Raw genomic sequence first — 15,736 nt, 5'->3', positions numbered from 1 at the left:
GGCCGAAGAAGAGATTACCAGCCTACTCCCGGGATTTACCAAATCGTATGGTCAGAGGCTGTTTTTGCACCCTTTTCGGCCCGAGGCGGCGGTTTAACCGGCGATGCCGGCCCGCGCGGAACGCAGCCGGGACAGCGACACGTCGCGTCCGAGCAGTTCCATCGATTCGTAGAGCGGCGGGCTGATGTGCGAGCCCGTGACGGCCACCCGCACCGGCGCGAACGCCTTACGTGGCTTGAGGCCCAGTTCGTCCACGAGAGCGGTCTTGAGGGCCTCCTCCAGCGAGGCTGCGTCCCACGCACCGACTGCGTCCAGCGATGCGAGGGCGGCGTCGAGAACCGGCGCCGAGTCGGCCCCCAGGTTCTTCGCCGCGGCGGCCGGATCGATCGCGAAGTCGGCCTCCTCGACGAACAGGAACTTCAGCAGATCCCACGCGTCGGACAGCACCACGATGCGCGTCTGGACCAGGTCGGCAGCGGTCGCGAAGACGGACTCGTCCACCGTCTCGCCGAGGTGGCCGTGGAGAGTGAGGAACGCACGCAGGCGCGCGGCGAAATCGGCGGGCTCGAGCAGCCGGATGTGCTCGGCGTTGATCGCGTCGGCCTTTTTCTGATCGAACCGGGCCGGATTGGAATTGACCTTGGAGATATCGAAGGCGGCGACCATCTCGTCCAGCGAGAACACGTCGTGGTCGTCGGAAATACCCCAGCCCAGCAGCGCCAGGTAATTCAACAATCCCTCGGGGACGAAACCACGGTCGCGATGGATGAAGAGGTTCGACTCGGGATCGCGCTTGGACAGCTTCTTGTTGCCCTGCCCCATCACGAACGGCAGATGCCCGAACTGCGGCGTGAAATCGGCCACGCCGATCCGCTGCATCGCCTCGTAGAGGGCGAGCTGCCGTGGCGTCGACGACAACAGGTCTTCTCCGCGCAGCACGTGTGTGATCTTCATCAATGCGTCGTCGACGGGGTTGACCAACGTGTACAGCGGGATCCCGTTGCCGCGGGTCAGCGCGAAGTCGGGCACGGTGCCGGCCTTGAACGTCGTCTCGCCGCGCACGAGGTCGTCCCACATCAGGTCGTGGTCGGGCATCCGGAGCCGGACCACGGGCTTGCGGCCCTCGTCGAGGAACGCCTGCCGCTGCTCCGGCGTCAGGTCACGATCGAAGTTGTCGTAGCCGAGCTTGGGGTCGCGGCCGGCCGCCTTGTGCCGCTCCTCGACCTCCTCGGGCGTCGAGAACGACTCGTACGCCTCGCCCGCTGCGAGCAGTTTCGCGACGACGTCCAAGTGCAGGTCGCGTCGCTGGGACTGGCGGTACGGCTCGTACGGTCCCCCGACCTCCGGGCCCTCGTCCCAGTTCAGCCCGAGCCAGCGCAGCGCGTCCAGGATCGCCTGGTACGACTCCTCACTGTCACGGGCAGCATCGGTGTCCTCGATGCGGAACACGAACGACCCGCCGTTGTGTCGGGCGAACGCCCAGTTGAACAGGGCGGTTCGGACGAGCCCCACGTGCGGGGTTCCGGTGGGCGACGGGCAGAAACGGACGCGAACTTCGCTTGTGGTCATGGCTCACTTGGGTCGACGCTGGGAAAACGGACTCCTACAGGCTAGTCCGCTCCCGATGTCGACACGAGAGCCGTCAGCGCTTGGCGGTCACCGGGTTGGTGAGGGTGCCGATGCCGCCGATGGTCACGCTGACGCTCTGTCCGTCGACGATCGGACCGACGCCTTCCGGGGTGCCCGTGAGGATGACGTCGCCGGGGAGCAGCGTCATCACGGCCGACACCCATTCGATGATCTTCGGAATGTCGTGCAGCAGAAGCGAAGTGTTACTCCGCTGCTTCACGACACCGTCGACCTCGGTGGTGATGTCGACGTCGGACGCGTCGAGCTGGGTCTCGATCCACGGGCCCAGCGGGCAGAACGTGTCGTGGCCCTTCGCCCTCGCCCACTGGCCGTCGTGGCGCTGGTGGTCTCGCGCCGACACGTCGTTGGCCGCCGTGTAGCCGAGCACCACGTCGAGGGCCTTGGCCGCGGGCACGTCCTTGCAGGGGCGCCCGATGACGACCGCGAGCTCCCCCTCGTAATGAACTTCGTTGGAGGACTTCGGCAGGACGATCGCGGCGTCGGGGCCCACGATCGAGGTGTTCGGTTTGAGGAAGATCACAGGATCGGCGGGCGCCTCTCCGCCCATCTCGGCGGCGTGGGCGGCGTAGTTCTTTCCGATGGCGACGACCTTGCTGGCGAGGATCGGGGCCAGCAGTCGCACGTCGGCGAGCGGCCAGCTCCGGCCGGTGAAAGTGGGGTTGCCGAACGGATGCTCGGCGATCTCTTTCGCGACCCGGGACTCCCCGTCCCCTTCGATACTGACGAACGCAACACCATCGGGACTTGCCACTCGACCAAGACGCATGGCGCCGAGTCTATCGGCCCGGCGTCACCGCCGTGCCGGGACGCCGGGCGACGCGAGGTATAGACTCCGAACGTTCGCCAATATATGAGAATCAAATCCTAGATATTGAGATGACATGACAGCATCGATCGACACCGCGTCCGCCGTCGGAACTGCTCGCAGATGGTGGATGCTCGCCCTCGGGATGTTCGCCCAGGCCGCACAGGCGGTCTTCGTCAACGGCGTCGCCTTCCTGATCCCCGAACTCCAGGAGAATCACGGGCTCAGCCTCGCCCGCACCGGACTCGTCGTCGCCGCACCCACCCTCGGGGTCATGGTGACGCTGATCGCGTGGGGCGCACTGGCCGACCGTTACGGCGAACGGAGGGTGCTGGCCGCAGGCATGGCGATCACCGCAGCTGCCGGAGTGGGCGCGGCCCTCTCCGGATCGCTCACGGCCACCGCGGTCTTCCTGCTGCTCGGCGGCATGGCGGCGGCGTCGGCGAATGCCGCGAGCGGACGCGTCGTCGTCGGCTGGTTCCCGCCCGAGCGCCGCGGCCTGGCGATGGGCATCCGGCAGATGTCACTGCCGCTCGGCATCGCCTGCGCTGCGCTGACGCTCCCCTCGATCGCACACGACCACGGCATCGGATGGGCGCTCGCGCTGCCCGCCGTCCTGTGCGCCGCTGCCGCGCTGGCCTGTGGACTCTGGGTGGTCGATCCGCCCCGGCCGAGTCGCAGCGACGCGGCGGATCTCGGCATGCTCACGAATCCGTACCGCAGCAGCGGCACACTGTGGCGGATCCACGCCGTCTCCGTGCTGCTCGTCGTGCCCCAGTACACGGTGTGGACGTACGCGCTCGTGTGGCTGATCTCCGAAAGGCACTGGGAAGCAACGGCGGCCGGCCTGATCGTGACCCTCGCCCAGATCCTCGGAGCGTTCGGCCGGATGGGCGTCGGTTTCTGGTCCGACGTGGTGGGCAGCCGGATGCGTCCGCTTCGCTGGGTCGCGGCCGCCGGTGGACTGTCGATGGCGGCACTCGCCGTGACGGACGCGATGGATTCGCCGCTCGCGATCGTGGTGCTGCTCGCGGCGTCCGTCGCGACGGTGGCACCGAACGGGCTGGCCTTCACCGCCGTCGCCGAGATCGCGGGCCCGTTCTGGGGTGGGCGCGCCCTCGGTGTCCAGAACACCGGGCAGTTCGTCGCGGCCTCCATCGTTCCCCCGGTGTTCGGCGCACTGATCGGAATCGTCGGATTCCCGGTGACTTTCGCCATAGCCGCTGGATTTCCTGCCGCCTCGATACCACTGATCCCCGTGGCCCGGTCCGAAGACCGGTCCACGGGGATCGAGGGAGACAGGGTCGACGCTCGGCCCTAGAGGGCCGCGGCGATCCGGTCGCCGACCTCCGACGTGACGACCTTCGAGTCGCCCCGGGACGCCAGATCGGCCTCGACCGCGGCTTCGATGCGCGCGGCGTCGCCGTCCCGGCCGAGGTGACGCAGCAGCAGCGCCGCGGACAGGATGGCCGCCGTGGGATCCGCGATCCCCTGGCCCGCGATGTCCGGGGCGCTGCCGTGCACCGGTTCGAACATCGACGGGTTCGTCCCCGAGGCGTCGATGTTCCCCGACGCCGCCAGGCCGATACCGCCCGTGACCGCACCCGCGAGGTCGGTGATGATGTCGCCGAACAGGTTGTCCGTGACGATCACGTCGAAGCGCGACGGGTCGGTGACCATGTAGATGGTGGCCGCGTCGATGTGGCAGTACGCCGTCTCCACGTCCGGATATTCGGCCGACACCGTCTCCACCGCGCGCGTCCAGATCGCACCGGCGTTGGAGAGGACGTTCGTCTTGTGGATCAGGGTGACGTGCTTGCGCCGGGTCTGCGCGAGCGCGAACGCGTAGCGCACCACTCTCTCGGCGCCGAACCACGTGTTGATCGACACCTCGGTCGCGATCTCGTGCGGGGTGCCGACCCGGATCGCGCCACCGTTACCGGTGTACGGGCCCTCGGTGCCCTCGCGCACCACCACGAAATCGATATCCGGCTGAGCCGCGAGCGGCGACTTCGTCCCCGGATAGAGCTGCGACGGACGCAGATTCACGTGATGATCCAACGCGAACCGCATGTTCAGCAGCAGTCCACGCTCGAGCACGCCCGGCGTGACCGACGGGTCGCCGATGGCGCCCAGCAGGATCGCGTCGTGCTCGCGGATCGCCGCGAGATCGGCGTCCGGGAGCAACTCCCCCGTCGCGTTGTAGCGACGGGCACCGAGGTCGTACTCGGTGGTCTCGAGATCGGGGACGAGTTTCCGCAGCACCTTCAGCGCCTCGGCCGTGACCTCGACACCGATGCCGTCACCCGGAATGACCGCAAGCTTCATGAACGCCTCACTTCAGAGAGAGCTGTGCGCGTGCCCACGACGGAGTCGTGGCACGCGCACAGTGGGGATTAGGCCAGGTTGACGAGCTCGATCTTGGTGGCGCCGACGGCGGTGGAGATCGCGTCCCGCACCTCGCTCGGCACCTCCTGGTCGACGCGGAGGAGGATGGTCGCACCCTCGCCCTCGGCGTCCTGGCTGAGCTGCGCGGCCTGGATGTCGATGCCGGCGTTGCCGAGCTGCGTGCCGATCTTGCCCAGTGCGCCGGGCTGATCGGTGTAGTTGACCACCAGGTTGAGACCCTCGGCGCGCAGTTCGAAGTTGCGGCCGTTGATGTTGACGATCTTCTCGACCTGCTGCGGACCGGTCAGCGTGCCCGAGACGTTGATGACGCTGCCGTCGCCGAACACGCCCCGCAGGTCCACGACGCTGCGGTGGTTGGGGCTTTCGGCGGCCTTGGTGACCTCCGCCGTGACGCCACGCTCCTCCGCGAGAGCGGGGGCGTTGACGAACGTGACCGCGTCCTCGATGACAGCGGAGAACACGCCGCGCAGAGCCGAGAGCGCGAGCACCTCGACGTCCTCGGAGGCGAGCTCGCCGCGCACGTCGACGGACAGGCTGACGGGCAGTTCGCCCGACAGAGCGCCGAGAAGCACACCCTGCTTGCGGACGATCTCGAGCCACGGGGCAACTTCCTCGCCCACGGCGCCACCGGACACGTTGACGGCATCCGGAACGAAATCGCCTGCGAGAGCGAGCAGTACGGACTTCGCGACGTCCGTGCCCGCGCGGTCCTGAGCCTCGCTCGTCGACGCGCCGAGGTGCGGCGTCACGACGACCTCGGGCAGGTCGAACAGCGGGCTGTCGGTGCACGGTTCGGTCTCGAACACGTCGAGGCCCGCGGCGCGCACGTGACCCGACTTGATGGCCTCGGCCAGCGCGGCCTCGTCGATCAGGCCGCCGCGGGCGGCGTTGACGATGACGACGCCCTTCTTCGTCTTCGCCAGGTTCTCCGTGCCGAGCAGCCCCTTGGTCTCGGGCGTCTTGGGAAGGTGCACGGAGATGAGGTCGGCGCGCTTCAGCAGTTCGTCGAGGGTGACGAGTTCGATGCCGAGCTGCGCGGCGCGGGCGGCCGACACGTAGGGGTCGTACGCGATGACGTGGGTCTCGAATGCGGCGAGGCGCTGCGCGAACAGCTGTCCGATGCGGCCGAGGCCGACGACGCCGACCGTCTTGCCGAAGATTTCGACGCCGTTGAACTTGCTGCGCTTCCACTCGCGGTCACGCAGGGTGGCGTCGGCGGCGGGGATCTGGCGGGCGGTGGCGAGCATCAGCGCGACGGCGTGCTCGGCGGCCGTGTGGATGTTCGACGTCGGGGCGTTGACGACCATGACACCGCGCTCGGTGGCGGCGGGCACGTCGACGTTGTCGAGGCCGACGCCGGCGCGGGCGACGATCTTGAGCTTGGTACCGGCCGCCAGGACCTCGGCGTCCACGGTGGTGGCGGAACGGACGAGGATCGCGTCGGCCTCGGGCACCGCCGCGAGCAGCGCCGGGCGATCAGGTCCGTCGACCCATCGCACCTCCACACCGTCGCCCAATGCCTCGACGGTGGACGGCGCGAGCTTGTCGGCGATCAGAACTACAGGACGGCCTGGCTGGCTCACGTGCAAACTCCCTGAGTAGGTGGGTGTGGGGGTGTTTTGACCACACACAGCTTAGTCCGCCCTCACCGGGAAACCACATCCCGGTCTGCGATACCACATAGTGGACGCCTGCAACAACGGAACCGGGCACGAAACAACACCGGCCCGATGTCGCTGCGGAGGCCTCCGACGAGGCCGACGCGACATGGGCCGGTGCTGTGGTGGAACTGTAAAGCAGTGAAACCTAGGCGGTTTCGGTGATCGGCCGGTCGACCCAGCTCATCAGGTCGCGCAGCTTCTTGCCGGTGACCTCGATCGGGTGCTCGGCGTTGGCCTTCCGCAGGCCCTCGAGCTCGGTGTTGCCGTTCTCGACGTTCGCGACGAGGCGGCGGGTGAACTCACCCGACTGGATGTCGGCGAGGATCGCCTTCATGCGCTCCTTGGTGCCGGCGTCGATGACGCGCGGACCGGACAGGTAGCCACCGAACTCCGCGGTGTCGGACACCGAGTAGTTCATGCGCGCGATGCCACCCTCGTACATGAGGTCGACGATGAGCTTGAGCTCGTGCAGCACCTCGAAGTACGCCATCTCGGGCGCGTAACCGGCCTCGACCATGACCTCGAAACCGGTCTTGACCAGTTCCTCGGTGCCACCGCAGAGCACGGCCTGCTCGCCGAAGAGGTCCGTCTCGGTCTCTTCCTTGAACGTGGTCTTGATGACGCCGGCGCGGGCGCCGCCGATGGCCTTGGCGTAGGACAGCGCGAGGGCCTGGCCCTCACCCTTCGGGTCCTGGTCGATCGCGATGAGCGCGGGAACACCCTTGCCGTCGACGAACTGACGACGCACCAGGTGGCCGGGGCCCTTGGGGGCGACCATGCCGACGGTGACGAACTCCGGAGCCTTGATCAGCTTGAAGTGGATGTTGAGGCCGTGTCCGAAGAACAGCGCGTCGCCGTCCTTCAGGTTCGGCTCGATGTCATTGGTGAAGATCGACGCCTGCGCGGTGTCGGGTGCGAGCACCATGATCACGTCGGCCCACTCGGAGACCTCGGCGGGGGTACCGACGGTCAGGCCTTGCTCCTCGGCCTTCGCGCGGGACTTCGAGCCTTCCTTGAGGCCGATACGCACATCGACGCCCGAGTCGCGCAGGCTCAGCGAGTGCGCGTGGCCCTGGCTTCCGTAACCGATCACAGCGACCTTACGGCCCTGAATGATCGACAGATCGGCATCGTCGTCGTAGAACATCTCGACTGCCACAGTTCAACCTCTTTCTTGGATTTGCGTATCTAAAGTACTAGCGCGTGGCCGTGATGGACTTAGGCCCCCGTCCCACGGCCACGACCCCGGACTGCACGATCTCCCGGATGCCGTACGGATCGAGCATCCGCAGCAGCGCATCCAGCTTGGATCGCGTTCCAGTCGCCTCGATCGTGACCGACTCCGGGGAGACGTCGATCACCTTGGCGCGGAACAGATTCACCGTCTCGATCACCTGCGTGCGCACGCTGGCGTCGGCTCGCACCTTGATGAGCACCAGCTCGCGGGCGACGGAGGCCTCACCGTCCTGCTCGACGATCTTGATGACGTTGACGAGCTTGTTCAGCTGCTTCGTCACCTGTTCGAGCGGGAACTCGTCGACGGTCACGACGATGGTCATGCGTGAGATCTCGGGAAGCTCGGTGCCACCGACGGCGAGCGACTCGATGTTGAACCCACGACGGGAGAACAGCGCGGCCACCCTGGCCAGCACGCCCGGCTTGTCCTCGACGAGAACACTGAGGGTGTGGCTGGTGCTCACTGATCTTCCTCCCCGGCCGCTGCGGCCGTGCCCGAACGCTGCTCGCGCTCCATGGCCTCGTGAATGACGGCCGGCTCGGCGGCCGCCTCGTCGTCGTCGAACAGCGGACGGATGCCCCGTGCCGCCATGATCTCGTCGTTGCTCGTGCCCGCCGCGACCATCGGCCACACCTGGGCGTCGGCGCCGACGATGAAGTCGATCACCACCGGCTTGTCGTTGATGGCCTGTGCCTCACGAATCGCCGCCTCGACGTCCTCTTCGCGCTCGACGCGAATGCCGTGGCAGCCCAACGCCTCCGCGAGCTTCACGAAGTCGGGGATGCGGATGGCGCCGTGCGTGCCGAGGTTGGTGTTGGAGTAGCGCTGGTCGTAGAACAGCGTCTGCCACTGGCGCACCATGCCGAGGTTGCCGTTGTTGATGAGCGCAACCTTGATCGGGATGCCCTCGAGCGCGCAGGTGGCGAGTTCCTGATTGGTCATCTGGAAGCAGCCGTCACCGTCGATGGCCCACACCTCGGTGTCGGGCATGCCCATCTTGGCGCCCATCGCGGCAGGCACCGCGTAGCCCATCGTGCCGAGACCACCGGAGTTCAGCCAGGTGCGCGGCTTCTCGTAGTTGACGAACTGCGCGGCCCACATCTGATGCTGGCCGACGCCGGCGCAGTAGATCGCGTCGGGACCGGCGAGCTTGCCGACCGCCTGGATCACGTATTCCGGGGACAGCGCGCCGTCCGAGGGACGGTCGTAGCTGAGCGGATACGTGCGACGGATTCCGTCGAGGTACGCCCACCACTCGGTGAGGTCCAGCGTGGTTCCGGTGGCCAGGTCGGCCTTGATCGCCTCGATCAGCTCGACGATGACCTCTTTGCAGTCGCCCACGATCGGGACGTCCGCGTACCGGTTCTTGCCGATCTCCGCCGGATCGATGTCGGCGTGGATGACCTTGGCGTCGGGGGCGAACGAGTCGAGCTGACCGGTGACGCGGTCGTCGAACCGCGCGCCGAGCGTGATCAGCAGGTCGCTGCGCTGCAATGCCGCCACCGCCGCGACGGTGCCGTGCATGCCGGGCATGCCGCAGTTCAGCGTGTGGCTGTCCGGGAACGCGCCGCGCGCCATGAGGGTGGTGACCACCGGAATGCCGGTGAGCTCGGCCAGTTCGAGCAGTTCCGGGGACGATTCCGACTTGATGACGCCGCCACCGACGTACAGCACCGGGTGCTTCGCGTCGGCGATGAGGCGAGCGGCCTCGCGGACCTGCTTGCCGTGCGGCTTCGTGACGGGACGGTATCCGGGCAGCCGCATCTCCGGCGGCCACGAGAACGTGGTCTGCGCCTGGAGGACGTCCTTCGGGATGTCGACGAGCACCGCTCCGGGACGACCGCTGGAGGCGAGGTAGAACGCCTCCGCGATGATCCGGGGGATGTCGACGCCGTCGGTGATGAGGAAGTTGTGCTTCGTGATGGGCATAGTGATGCCCGAGATGTCGGCTTCCTGGAACGCATCGGTGCCGATGAGCCCGCGGCCGACCTGACCGGTGATGGCCACGACCGGAACGGAGTCCATCTGCGCGTCGGCGAGCGGCGTCACGAGGTTGGTCGCACCGGGACCGGACGTTGCCATGCAGACGCCGACCTTGCCGGTCGCCTGCGCGTACCCGGTGGCGGCGTGACCTGCACCCTGCTCGTGACGGACGAGCACGTGCCGGACCTTCTTCGAGTCGAAGAGCGGGTCGTAGACAGGGAGAACGGCACCACCCGGAATGCCGAATACCGTGTCGACCTCGAGCTCCTCGAGGGCTCGGACCACGGACTGGGCGCCGCTGACCCGCTCGGGGGCGAGTTGGCGGCGGCTACCGGTCTGCGTCGCGGCGGCCGCGGTCGTCGGGCTTGCTGCCCCCGACTTGCGCGGCGTGGGTTGAGGCCGTGCGGTTGGTGCGCTCACTGGGAAATCCTCTGATTCTGGCTCCGGGCAACAAAAAACCCCCGTCAGCTGATGCTGTACGAGGGTGGCGCGTCGTTATCTGGCGAGTTGAAGAAATCGACTCAGGCGACGACGCGCCGGCCGATTACGAGCAACTCATTCTGTTTCACGCGCTCGACGGTAGGCGCGCTAATAGTGAACAGTCAACTTGGTGAGTCGGCCGTCCCAGAATATGAGATACGTCGGCTGCGGTGCGAAGATGTAGAGGTGTCAACTCCGCAGCAGCCCGTGCCACCAGAATCATCATCCCACACGACGAACCCGCCCAAGCGCGTCATCCGGATTTCTCCCCTCGCCTATCTGGGATGCGCCTTCCTCCTGTTCGCCGTGTCGTTCCCCATCTTCGGCTGGCCCGCCGCCTTCGGCTGGCTCGTGATCGCCCCGATCCTCGCGGTGGCCTGGGTCGCGCGGGTGCGCACGACCGTCACACCCGACGGACTCGAGGTGCGCAAGCTGTTCGGCGGCCGGTCGCTCGCATGGTCCGAGATCACCGGATTCCGCTTCCCCAAGCGCGGCTGGGCCCGGGCCACACTGGCCGACGGCGGCGAAGTCGCCCTTCCCGTCGTCACGTTCGACCGGCTCCCCGAGATCGCCGAAGCGAGCGGCGGCCGCATCACCGACCCCTACGCGGCAGCGGCCGCGGCGGACGAGGCAGCCCAGCACGCCGACGCCGAATCGAACGGCGAGCAGCCGGCGAAGAACCGGCCGGACACAGACGGGGAATAGTGCGCGAGTAGCGTTTGTCAGTACTTCCGTACGCTGACTAAGGAATACGCTCATGCCCCCGCTGAGGTCCCGAACCACCACCGCAGGACGAAATGCCGCAGGCGCCCGCGCACTGTGGCGCGCCACCGGAATGACCGACTCCGACTTCGGGAAGCCGATCGTCGCGATCGCCAACTCGTACACGCAGTTCGTTCCCGGCCACGTCCACCTCAAGAACGTCGGCGACATCGTCGCCGACGCCGTCCGCGCCGCCGGTGGTGTACCTCGCGAGTTCCACACGATCGCCGTCGACGACGGCATCGCGATGGGGCACGGCGGCATGCTGTATTCGCTTCCCAGCCGGGAGATCATCGCCGACTCCGTCGAGTACATGGTCAACGCGCACACCGCCGACGCGCTCGTCTGCATCTCCAACTGCGACAAGATCACCCCCGGAATGCTCAATGCCGCAATGCGTTTGAACGTTCCCACCGTGTTCGTGTCGGGCGGTCCGATGGAGGCGGGCAAGGCAGTGGTGGTCAACGGCGTCGCGCAGGCCCCCACCGACCTCATCACGGCGATCTCGGCGAGCGCCAACGACGAGGTCGACGAGGACGGGCTGTCCGAGGTCGAGCGCAGCGCCTGCCCGACGTGCGGATCGTGCTCGGGCATGTTCACCGCGAACTCCATGAACTGCCTCACCGAGGCGCTCGGTCTGGCGTTGCCGGGCAACGGTTCGACGCTGGCCACCCACGAAGCCCGGCGCGCGCTGTTCACCCGTGCGGGCACCACCGTCGTCGAGGCCGCCCTGCGGTACTACCGGGACGAGGACGACTCCGTCCTCCCCCGCAACATCGCGACGCCCGCCGCGTTCCGCAACGCAATGGCGCTGGACGTCGCGATGGGCGGTTCCACCAACACGGTGCTGCACACCCTCGCGGCCGCGCAGGAGGGTGAGGTGTTCGACTTCGACCTCGACAAGATCGACGAGATCAGTCGCAAGGTGCCCTGCCTGTCGAAGGTCTCACCCAACTCGGACTACCACATGGAGGACGTGCACCGGGCAGGCGGAATCCCCGCGATCCTCGGCGAACTCCGCCGGGCCGACCTGCTCGAGAGCGACGTCTCGACCGTCCACACGAAGAGCTTCGACGAGTGGCTCGACACGTGGGACATCCGGTCCGGCAAGGCATCCGACGAGGCCGTCGAACTGTTCCACGCCGCTCCCGGCGGCGTCCGCACCATCGAGCCGTTCTCGACGAACAACCGCTGGTCGTCGCTCGACACTGACGCCGCCAACGGCTGCATCCGCGATTTCGAGCACAAGCACACGGTCGAGGGCGGCCTGGCCGTGCTGCGCGGCAACATCGCCGTCGACGGCGCGGTCATCAAGACGGCAGGCATCGACGAAGACCTGTTCCACTTCCAGGGACCCGCACGCGTCGTGGAGTCGCAGGAGGAGGCGGTGTCGGTGATCCTCGGCAAGAAGATCCAGCCGGGTGAGGTCCTCGTCGTGCGCTACGAGGGTCCCGCGGGCGGCCCGGGCATGCAGGAGATGCTGCACCCCACCGCATTCCTGAAGGGCTCCGGCCTCGGCAAGAAGTGCGCGCTGATCACCGACGGCCGTTTCTCCGGCGGTTCCTCGGGATTGTCCATCGGCCACATCTCCCCCGAAGCCGCCAGCGGCGGCGCCATCGGCCTGGTGGAGGACGGCGACCAGATCCTCATCGACATCGCGACGCGCAGCCTGAAACTGCTCGTCGACGACGCAGTGCTCGCCGAGCGCCGCGCGAAGATGGATTCGTCCGAGCGTCCGTGGCAGCCGGTGAACCGCGAACGGACCGTCACCACGGCCCTGCGCGCGTACGCCGCACTGGCGACGTCCGCCGACAAGGGCGCGGTCCGTCAGGTTCCCTGACCGCACGCACCGACAGCACGAGCACACGCGAAGCCGGGTGCCGCAGCAGGTTTCCTGCCGCGGCACCCGGCTTCCGTCGTCGGTGCGACCGCGAATTCCGGCTCGGATGTGACCGCTCTCACGGGTGATCAACTCGCTCAAACGGCGACACCCCTGAACAGGTTCTACTGATCGAATTGATCAGTTGAGCCCGCGCTTCTTGCACACGGCGCTCAGTAGTGGTTCCCTCAGTTGGCCGTTGAGACCTACATCACAATCGGCAGCACCACCGGAACTTCTCCGGCCCACGAGGCCATCGGGAACACAACCAAGGAGCGACACATGCCAGGAGTCGGCATATGGCGAACGAAATCCGTTGAGCAATCGATAGCGGACACCGACGAACCCGACACCCGGCTGCGGAGGGAACTCACCGCGAAGGACCTCACCGTCTTCGGTGTCGCAGTCGTGATCGGCGCCGGCATCTTCACGCTCACCGCCCGGACTGCAGGCAACGTCGCCGGGCCGTCCATTTCGCTCGCCTTCGTCCTCGCCGCCATCGCCTGCGGCCTGGCCGCCCTCTGCTACGCCGAGTTCGCATCCACCGTCCCCGTCGCAGGCAGCGCGTACACGTTCTCCTACGCCACCTTCGGCGAGTTCGTCGCCTGGATCATCGGCTGGGACCTCATCCTCGAATTCGCCCTCGCAGCGGCCGTCGTCTCGAAGGGCTGGTCGCTGTACCTGGGTAACGTCCTCGGATTCAGCGGATCCACCACCGCCCACCTCGGGCCCATCGACTTCGACTGGGGCTCGCTGATCATCGTCGGCGGAATCACCATCGTGCTCGCCATCGGGACCAAGGTGTCCTCCCGCGTGTCCGCCGTGATCACGGCCATCAAGATCGCCGTCGTCCTCCTCGTCATCACCGTCGGCGTCTTCTACATCAAGAAGGAGAACTACGCCCCGTACATCCCGCCGGCCGAGGGCAACGAGAGCGCCGCACACGGTGTGCACCAGACCCTCTTCTCCTTCCTCTCCGGAGCGGACGGCAGCAGCTACGGCTGGTACGGCCTCCTCGCCGCCGCGAGCCTCGTGTTCTTCGCCTTCATCGGATTCGACGTCGTCGCCACCACCGCCGAGGAGACCAAGGACCCGCAGAAGGCGCTCCCCCGCGGCATTCTCGGCTCGCTCGCGATCGTCACCGTGCTCTACGTCGCGGTCACCCTCGTGCTCACCGGCATGGTGAAGTACACCGACCTCAAGACCGGCAGCCCGCTCGTCGGCGACAGCAGCGCCACCCTGGCGACCGCCTTCGAGGCACACGGCATCACCTGGGCCCAGACCGCCATCAACTTCGGCGGACTCGCAGGCCTCACCACCGTCGTGATGGTGATGATGCTCGGCCAGACCCGCGTCCTGTTCGCGATGTCCCGCGACGGACTCGTCCCCCGCGGTCTCGCGAAGACCGGCAAGAAGGGCACCCCGGTCCGCATCACTCTGTTCGTCGGCGCCGTGGTGGCACTCCTCGCCGCGTTCTTCCCGATGGGCACCCTCGAGGAGATGGTGAACATCGGCACCCTCTTCGCGTTCGTGCTCGTCTGCATCGGCGTCGTCATCCTGCGCCGCACCCGCCCCGACCTGCCGCGCGGGTTCCGCGTTCCGCTGGTCCCGCTCGTGCCCATCCTCGCCGTCCTGGCCTGCGGATGGCTGATGCTGAACCTGTCCGTCGAGACCTGGATCCGATTCCTGGTGTGGATGGCCCTCGGCGTCGTCGTCTACCTCGCCTACGGCAGGCGCAAGTCCGTCCTCGGACAGAGGCTCGCCGCACAGGCACAGGCCGCCCCACCCGAGGAGGAGAACATCCCGGAACTCGTCCAGCGCTGACCCTCGGCCGGCACTGATCCGGCAGAAACGACTGCGCCGCACTCCCGATCGGGGGTGCGGCGCAGTCGTGGTTCGGAGAAACGATCAGATGAGCGGGTTGGCGCCGTTGAGGAAGATCCAGATGCACACGCCGGCGGCGACGCCCAGAATCAGTGCCGCGAACGACCCGATGAACGGCCGCGTGGCCCAGCCGCGGCGGCCGTCGAGCGAGATCCGTCCCGGCCCGGTGAGAATGATCACGCCCGCGCACACGCCGAGTAGCGTCTCGTACTCGGTGCCGGAGGGTGCGAAGTACTCGAGCCCCGGTTCCGCGATCTGCCGGAACGCCCACGCATTGATCATCACGGCCAGCACCGAGGCGGCGGCCAGCGGGGTGACGAGGCCGAGGATCAGCAGCGCACCGCCCGCGACCTCACCGATGGCGCCGAGGATCGCGAGCAGTTTCGCCTGCTGGAAGCCCGAGTTCACGAGCACCTCCTCGAAACCGTCGAGGCCCGGACCGTTCCACATTCCGGTCAGCTTCTGCAGACCGTGCACGAGCGCCGTACCGCCGACCGCGAGTCGCAGTGCCAGCAGTCCGAGATCCAGGGTGCCGCGGCCGATCTTCACGTCCCCCTCGCCGAGCCGGTCGGTCGACGGATCACCCGCCGTGGCCCCGGGGGACGCACCGGAGGTCGCGCCGATCACCTGCGTCGGCTGGTCCGGCACGTCGGACGCCGACTGCCGGTACGCGGGGATCTGCTCGGTGGGCAGACCGGCGGCGCGTGCATCGCCGTAATCGAGTTCGTCGTCGGTGTGCGGGAGACCCTGTCCCGCGGAACCGGACGTCGGCGTGGCCGACGGAAACCGCTCGGTGGGAAGGTCGTAAGGGCTCGAGACCCTGCCGTAGCCGGGTGAGGCGCCTTGCTGCGCGGCACCGTCGTCCGACGACTCGCTGGGGTCTTTCCGCATGTCAGTCACACCGTCAAGCCTAGGTCGATCCGCCGGACAACGCTGGTAGGCGGAACCGGCGTGGCGGCGACCTCGCACTCTTCCGTAACGTCTCC

The 15,736-nt window shown here is 67.5% G+C and carries 12 protein-coding genes; 4 read left to right on the top strand and 8 right to left on the bottom strand.

From position 1 onward, the window contains the following. Nucleotides 1–93: 93 nt before the first annotated feature. Together gltX and I1A62_RS42740 are read right to left on the bottom strand one after the other, a co-directional pair. Nucleotides 94–1,569, bottom strand: a complete 1,476-nt coding sequence (gltX, locus tag I1A62_RS42745) for a glutamate--tRNA ligase (protein WP_219458092.1) — start codon at nucleotides 1,567–1,569, stop codon at nucleotides 94–96. A 73-nt stretch (nucleotides 1,570–1,642) separates the two neighbouring features. Continuing rightward, the gene (locus tag I1A62_RS42740) at nucleotides 1,643–2,416 is read right to left on the bottom strand and encodes a fumarylacetoacetate hydrolase family protein (RefSeq protein WP_206005293.1); all 774 of its coding nucleotides are present in this window, start codon (nucleotides 2,414–2,416) and stop codon (nucleotides 1,643–1,645) included. Nucleotides 2,417–2,531: 115 nt separating this feature from the next. On the opposite strand from I1A62_RS42740, the gene I1A62_RS42735 reads away from it, so the two are divergent. After that, complete coding sequence (locus tag I1A62_RS42735) at nucleotides 2,532–3,776, top strand: MFS transporter (RefSeq protein WP_124392749.1); 1,245 nt, start codon at nucleotides 2,532–2,534, stop codon at nucleotides 3,774–3,776. Here the strand turns inward: I1A62_RS42735 and I1A62_RS42730 are convergent. From I1A62_RS42730 to I1A62_RS42710, 5 genes are all read right to left on the bottom strand, one after another. After that, a complete protein-coding gene (locus I1A62_RS42730) occupies nucleotides 3,773–4,783 on the bottom strand; it encodes a 3-isopropylmalate dehydrogenase (protein ID WP_087556574.1) in 1,011 nt (336 codons plus the stop codon). The genes I1A62_RS42735 and I1A62_RS42730 overlap by 4 nt on opposite strands. A 68-nt stretch (nucleotides 4,784–4,851) precedes the next feature. Next, on the bottom strand, nucleotides 4,852–6,447 hold the full coding sequence (gene serA, locus I1A62_RS42725) for a phosphoglycerate dehydrogenase (protein WP_124392747.1): 1,596 nt from the start codon (nucleotides 6,445–6,447) through the stop codon (nucleotides 4,852–4,854). Nucleotides 6,448–6,670: 223 nt separating this feature from the next. Continuing rightward, nucleotides 6,671–7,672 carry a ketol-acid reductoisomerase gene (ilvC, locus tag I1A62_RS42720; RefSeq protein ID WP_179220164.1) on the bottom strand — a complete coding sequence of 334 codons (1,002 nt, stop codon included), beginning with the start codon at nucleotides 7,670–7,672 and terminating at the stop codon, nucleotides 6,671–6,673. A 49-nt stretch (nucleotides 7,673–7,721) separates the two neighbouring features. Then, on the bottom strand, nucleotides 7,722–8,225 hold the full coding sequence (ilvN, locus tag I1A62_RS42715; RefSeq protein ID WP_015890233.1) for an acetolactate synthase small subunit: 504 nt from the start codon (nucleotides 8,223–8,225) through the stop codon (nucleotides 7,722–7,724). Beyond that, the gene (locus tag I1A62_RS42710) at nucleotides 8,222–10,165 is read right to left on the bottom strand and encodes an acetolactate synthase large subunit (RefSeq protein ID WP_087556578.1); all 1,944 of its coding nucleotides are present in this window, start codon (nucleotides 10,163–10,165) and stop codon (nucleotides 8,222–8,224) included. Before I1A62_RS42710 ends, ilvN begins: the two co-directional genes overlap by 4 nt. 267 nt (nucleotides 10,166–10,432) lie before the next feature. Here I1A62_RS42710 and I1A62_RS42705 point away from each other — a divergent pair, with 267 nt between their 5' ends. The 3 genes from I1A62_RS42705 (at nucleotide 10,433) to I1A62_RS42695 (ending at nucleotide 14,690) form a co-directional block, all read left to right on the top strand. Next, nucleotides 10,433–10,930 carry a PH domain-containing protein gene (locus I1A62_RS42705; RefSeq protein WP_218268468.1) on the top strand — a complete coding sequence of 166 codons (498 nt, stop codon included), beginning with the start codon at nucleotides 10,433–10,435 and terminating at the stop codon, nucleotides 10,928–10,930. A 52-nt stretch (nucleotides 10,931–10,982) separates the two neighbouring features. After that, the gene (gene ilvD / locus I1A62_RS42700; protein ID WP_219458090.1) at nucleotides 10,983–12,827 is read left to right on the top strand and encodes a dihydroxy-acid dehydratase; all 1,845 of its coding nucleotides are present in this window, start codon (nucleotides 10,983–10,985) and stop codon (nucleotides 12,825–12,827) included. Nucleotides 12,828–13,148: 321 nt separating this feature from the next. Continuing rightward, nucleotides 13,149–14,690 carry an amino acid permease gene (locus tag I1A62_RS42695; protein WP_124392745.1) on the top strand — a complete coding sequence of 514 codons (1,542 nt, stop codon included), beginning with the start codon at nucleotides 13,149–13,151 and terminating at the stop codon, nucleotides 14,688–14,690. A gap of 84 nt (nucleotides 14,691–14,774) precedes the next feature. On the opposite strand, the gene I1A62_RS42690 is transcribed toward I1A62_RS42695, so the two are convergent. Then, a complete protein-coding gene (locus I1A62_RS42690; protein WP_219461723.1) occupies nucleotides 14,775–15,641 on the bottom strand; it encodes a DoxX family protein in 867 nt (288 codons plus the stop codon). Nucleotides 15,642–15,736: the final 95 nt, after the last annotated feature.

Origin of the sequence: Rhodococcus sp. USK10, assembly GCF_019378875.1 — a bacterium.
In the GTDB taxonomy this organism is placed as follows: domain Bacteria; phylum Actinomycetota; class Actinomycetes; order Mycobacteriales; family Mycobacteriaceae; genus Rhodococcus_F; species Rhodococcus_F pseudokoreensis.
This window is presented reverse-complemented; position numbering and strand designations above follow the sequence as displayed.

Excerpts from the sequence above, each read along its gene's own strand:
- gltX (WP_219458092.1), bottom strand. The coding sequence starts at position 1,569 with ATGACCACAAGCGAAGTTCGCGTCCGTTTCTGCCCGTCGCCCACCGGA.
- I1A62_RS42740 (WP_206005293.1), bottom strand. The coding sequence starts at position 2,416 with ATGCGTCTTGGTCGAGTGGCAAGTCCCGATGGTGTTGCGTTCGTCAGT.
- I1A62_RS42735 (WP_124392749.1), top strand. The coding sequence starts at position 2,532 with ATGACAGCATCGATCGACACCGCGTCCGCCGTCGGAACTGCTCGCAGA.
- I1A62_RS42730 (WP_087556574.1), bottom strand. The coding sequence starts at position 4,783 with ATGAAGCTTGCGGTCATTCCGGGTGACGGCATCGGTGTCGAGGTCACG.
- ilvC (WP_179220164.1), bottom strand. The coding sequence starts at position 7,672 with ATGTTCTACGACGACGATGCCGATCTGTCGATCATTCAGGGCCGTAAG.
- ilvD (WP_219458090.1), top strand. The coding sequence starts at position 10,983 with ATGCCCCCGCTGAGGTCCCGAACCACCACCGCAGGACGAAATGCCGCA.
- I1A62_RS42695 (WP_124392745.1), top strand. The coding sequence starts at position 13,149 with ATGCCAGGAGTCGGCATATGGCGAACGAAATCCGTTGAGCAATCGATA.
- I1A62_RS42690 (WP_219461723.1), bottom strand. The coding sequence starts at position 15,641 with ATGCGGAAAGACCCCAGCGAGTCGTCGGACGACGGTGCCGCGCAGCAA.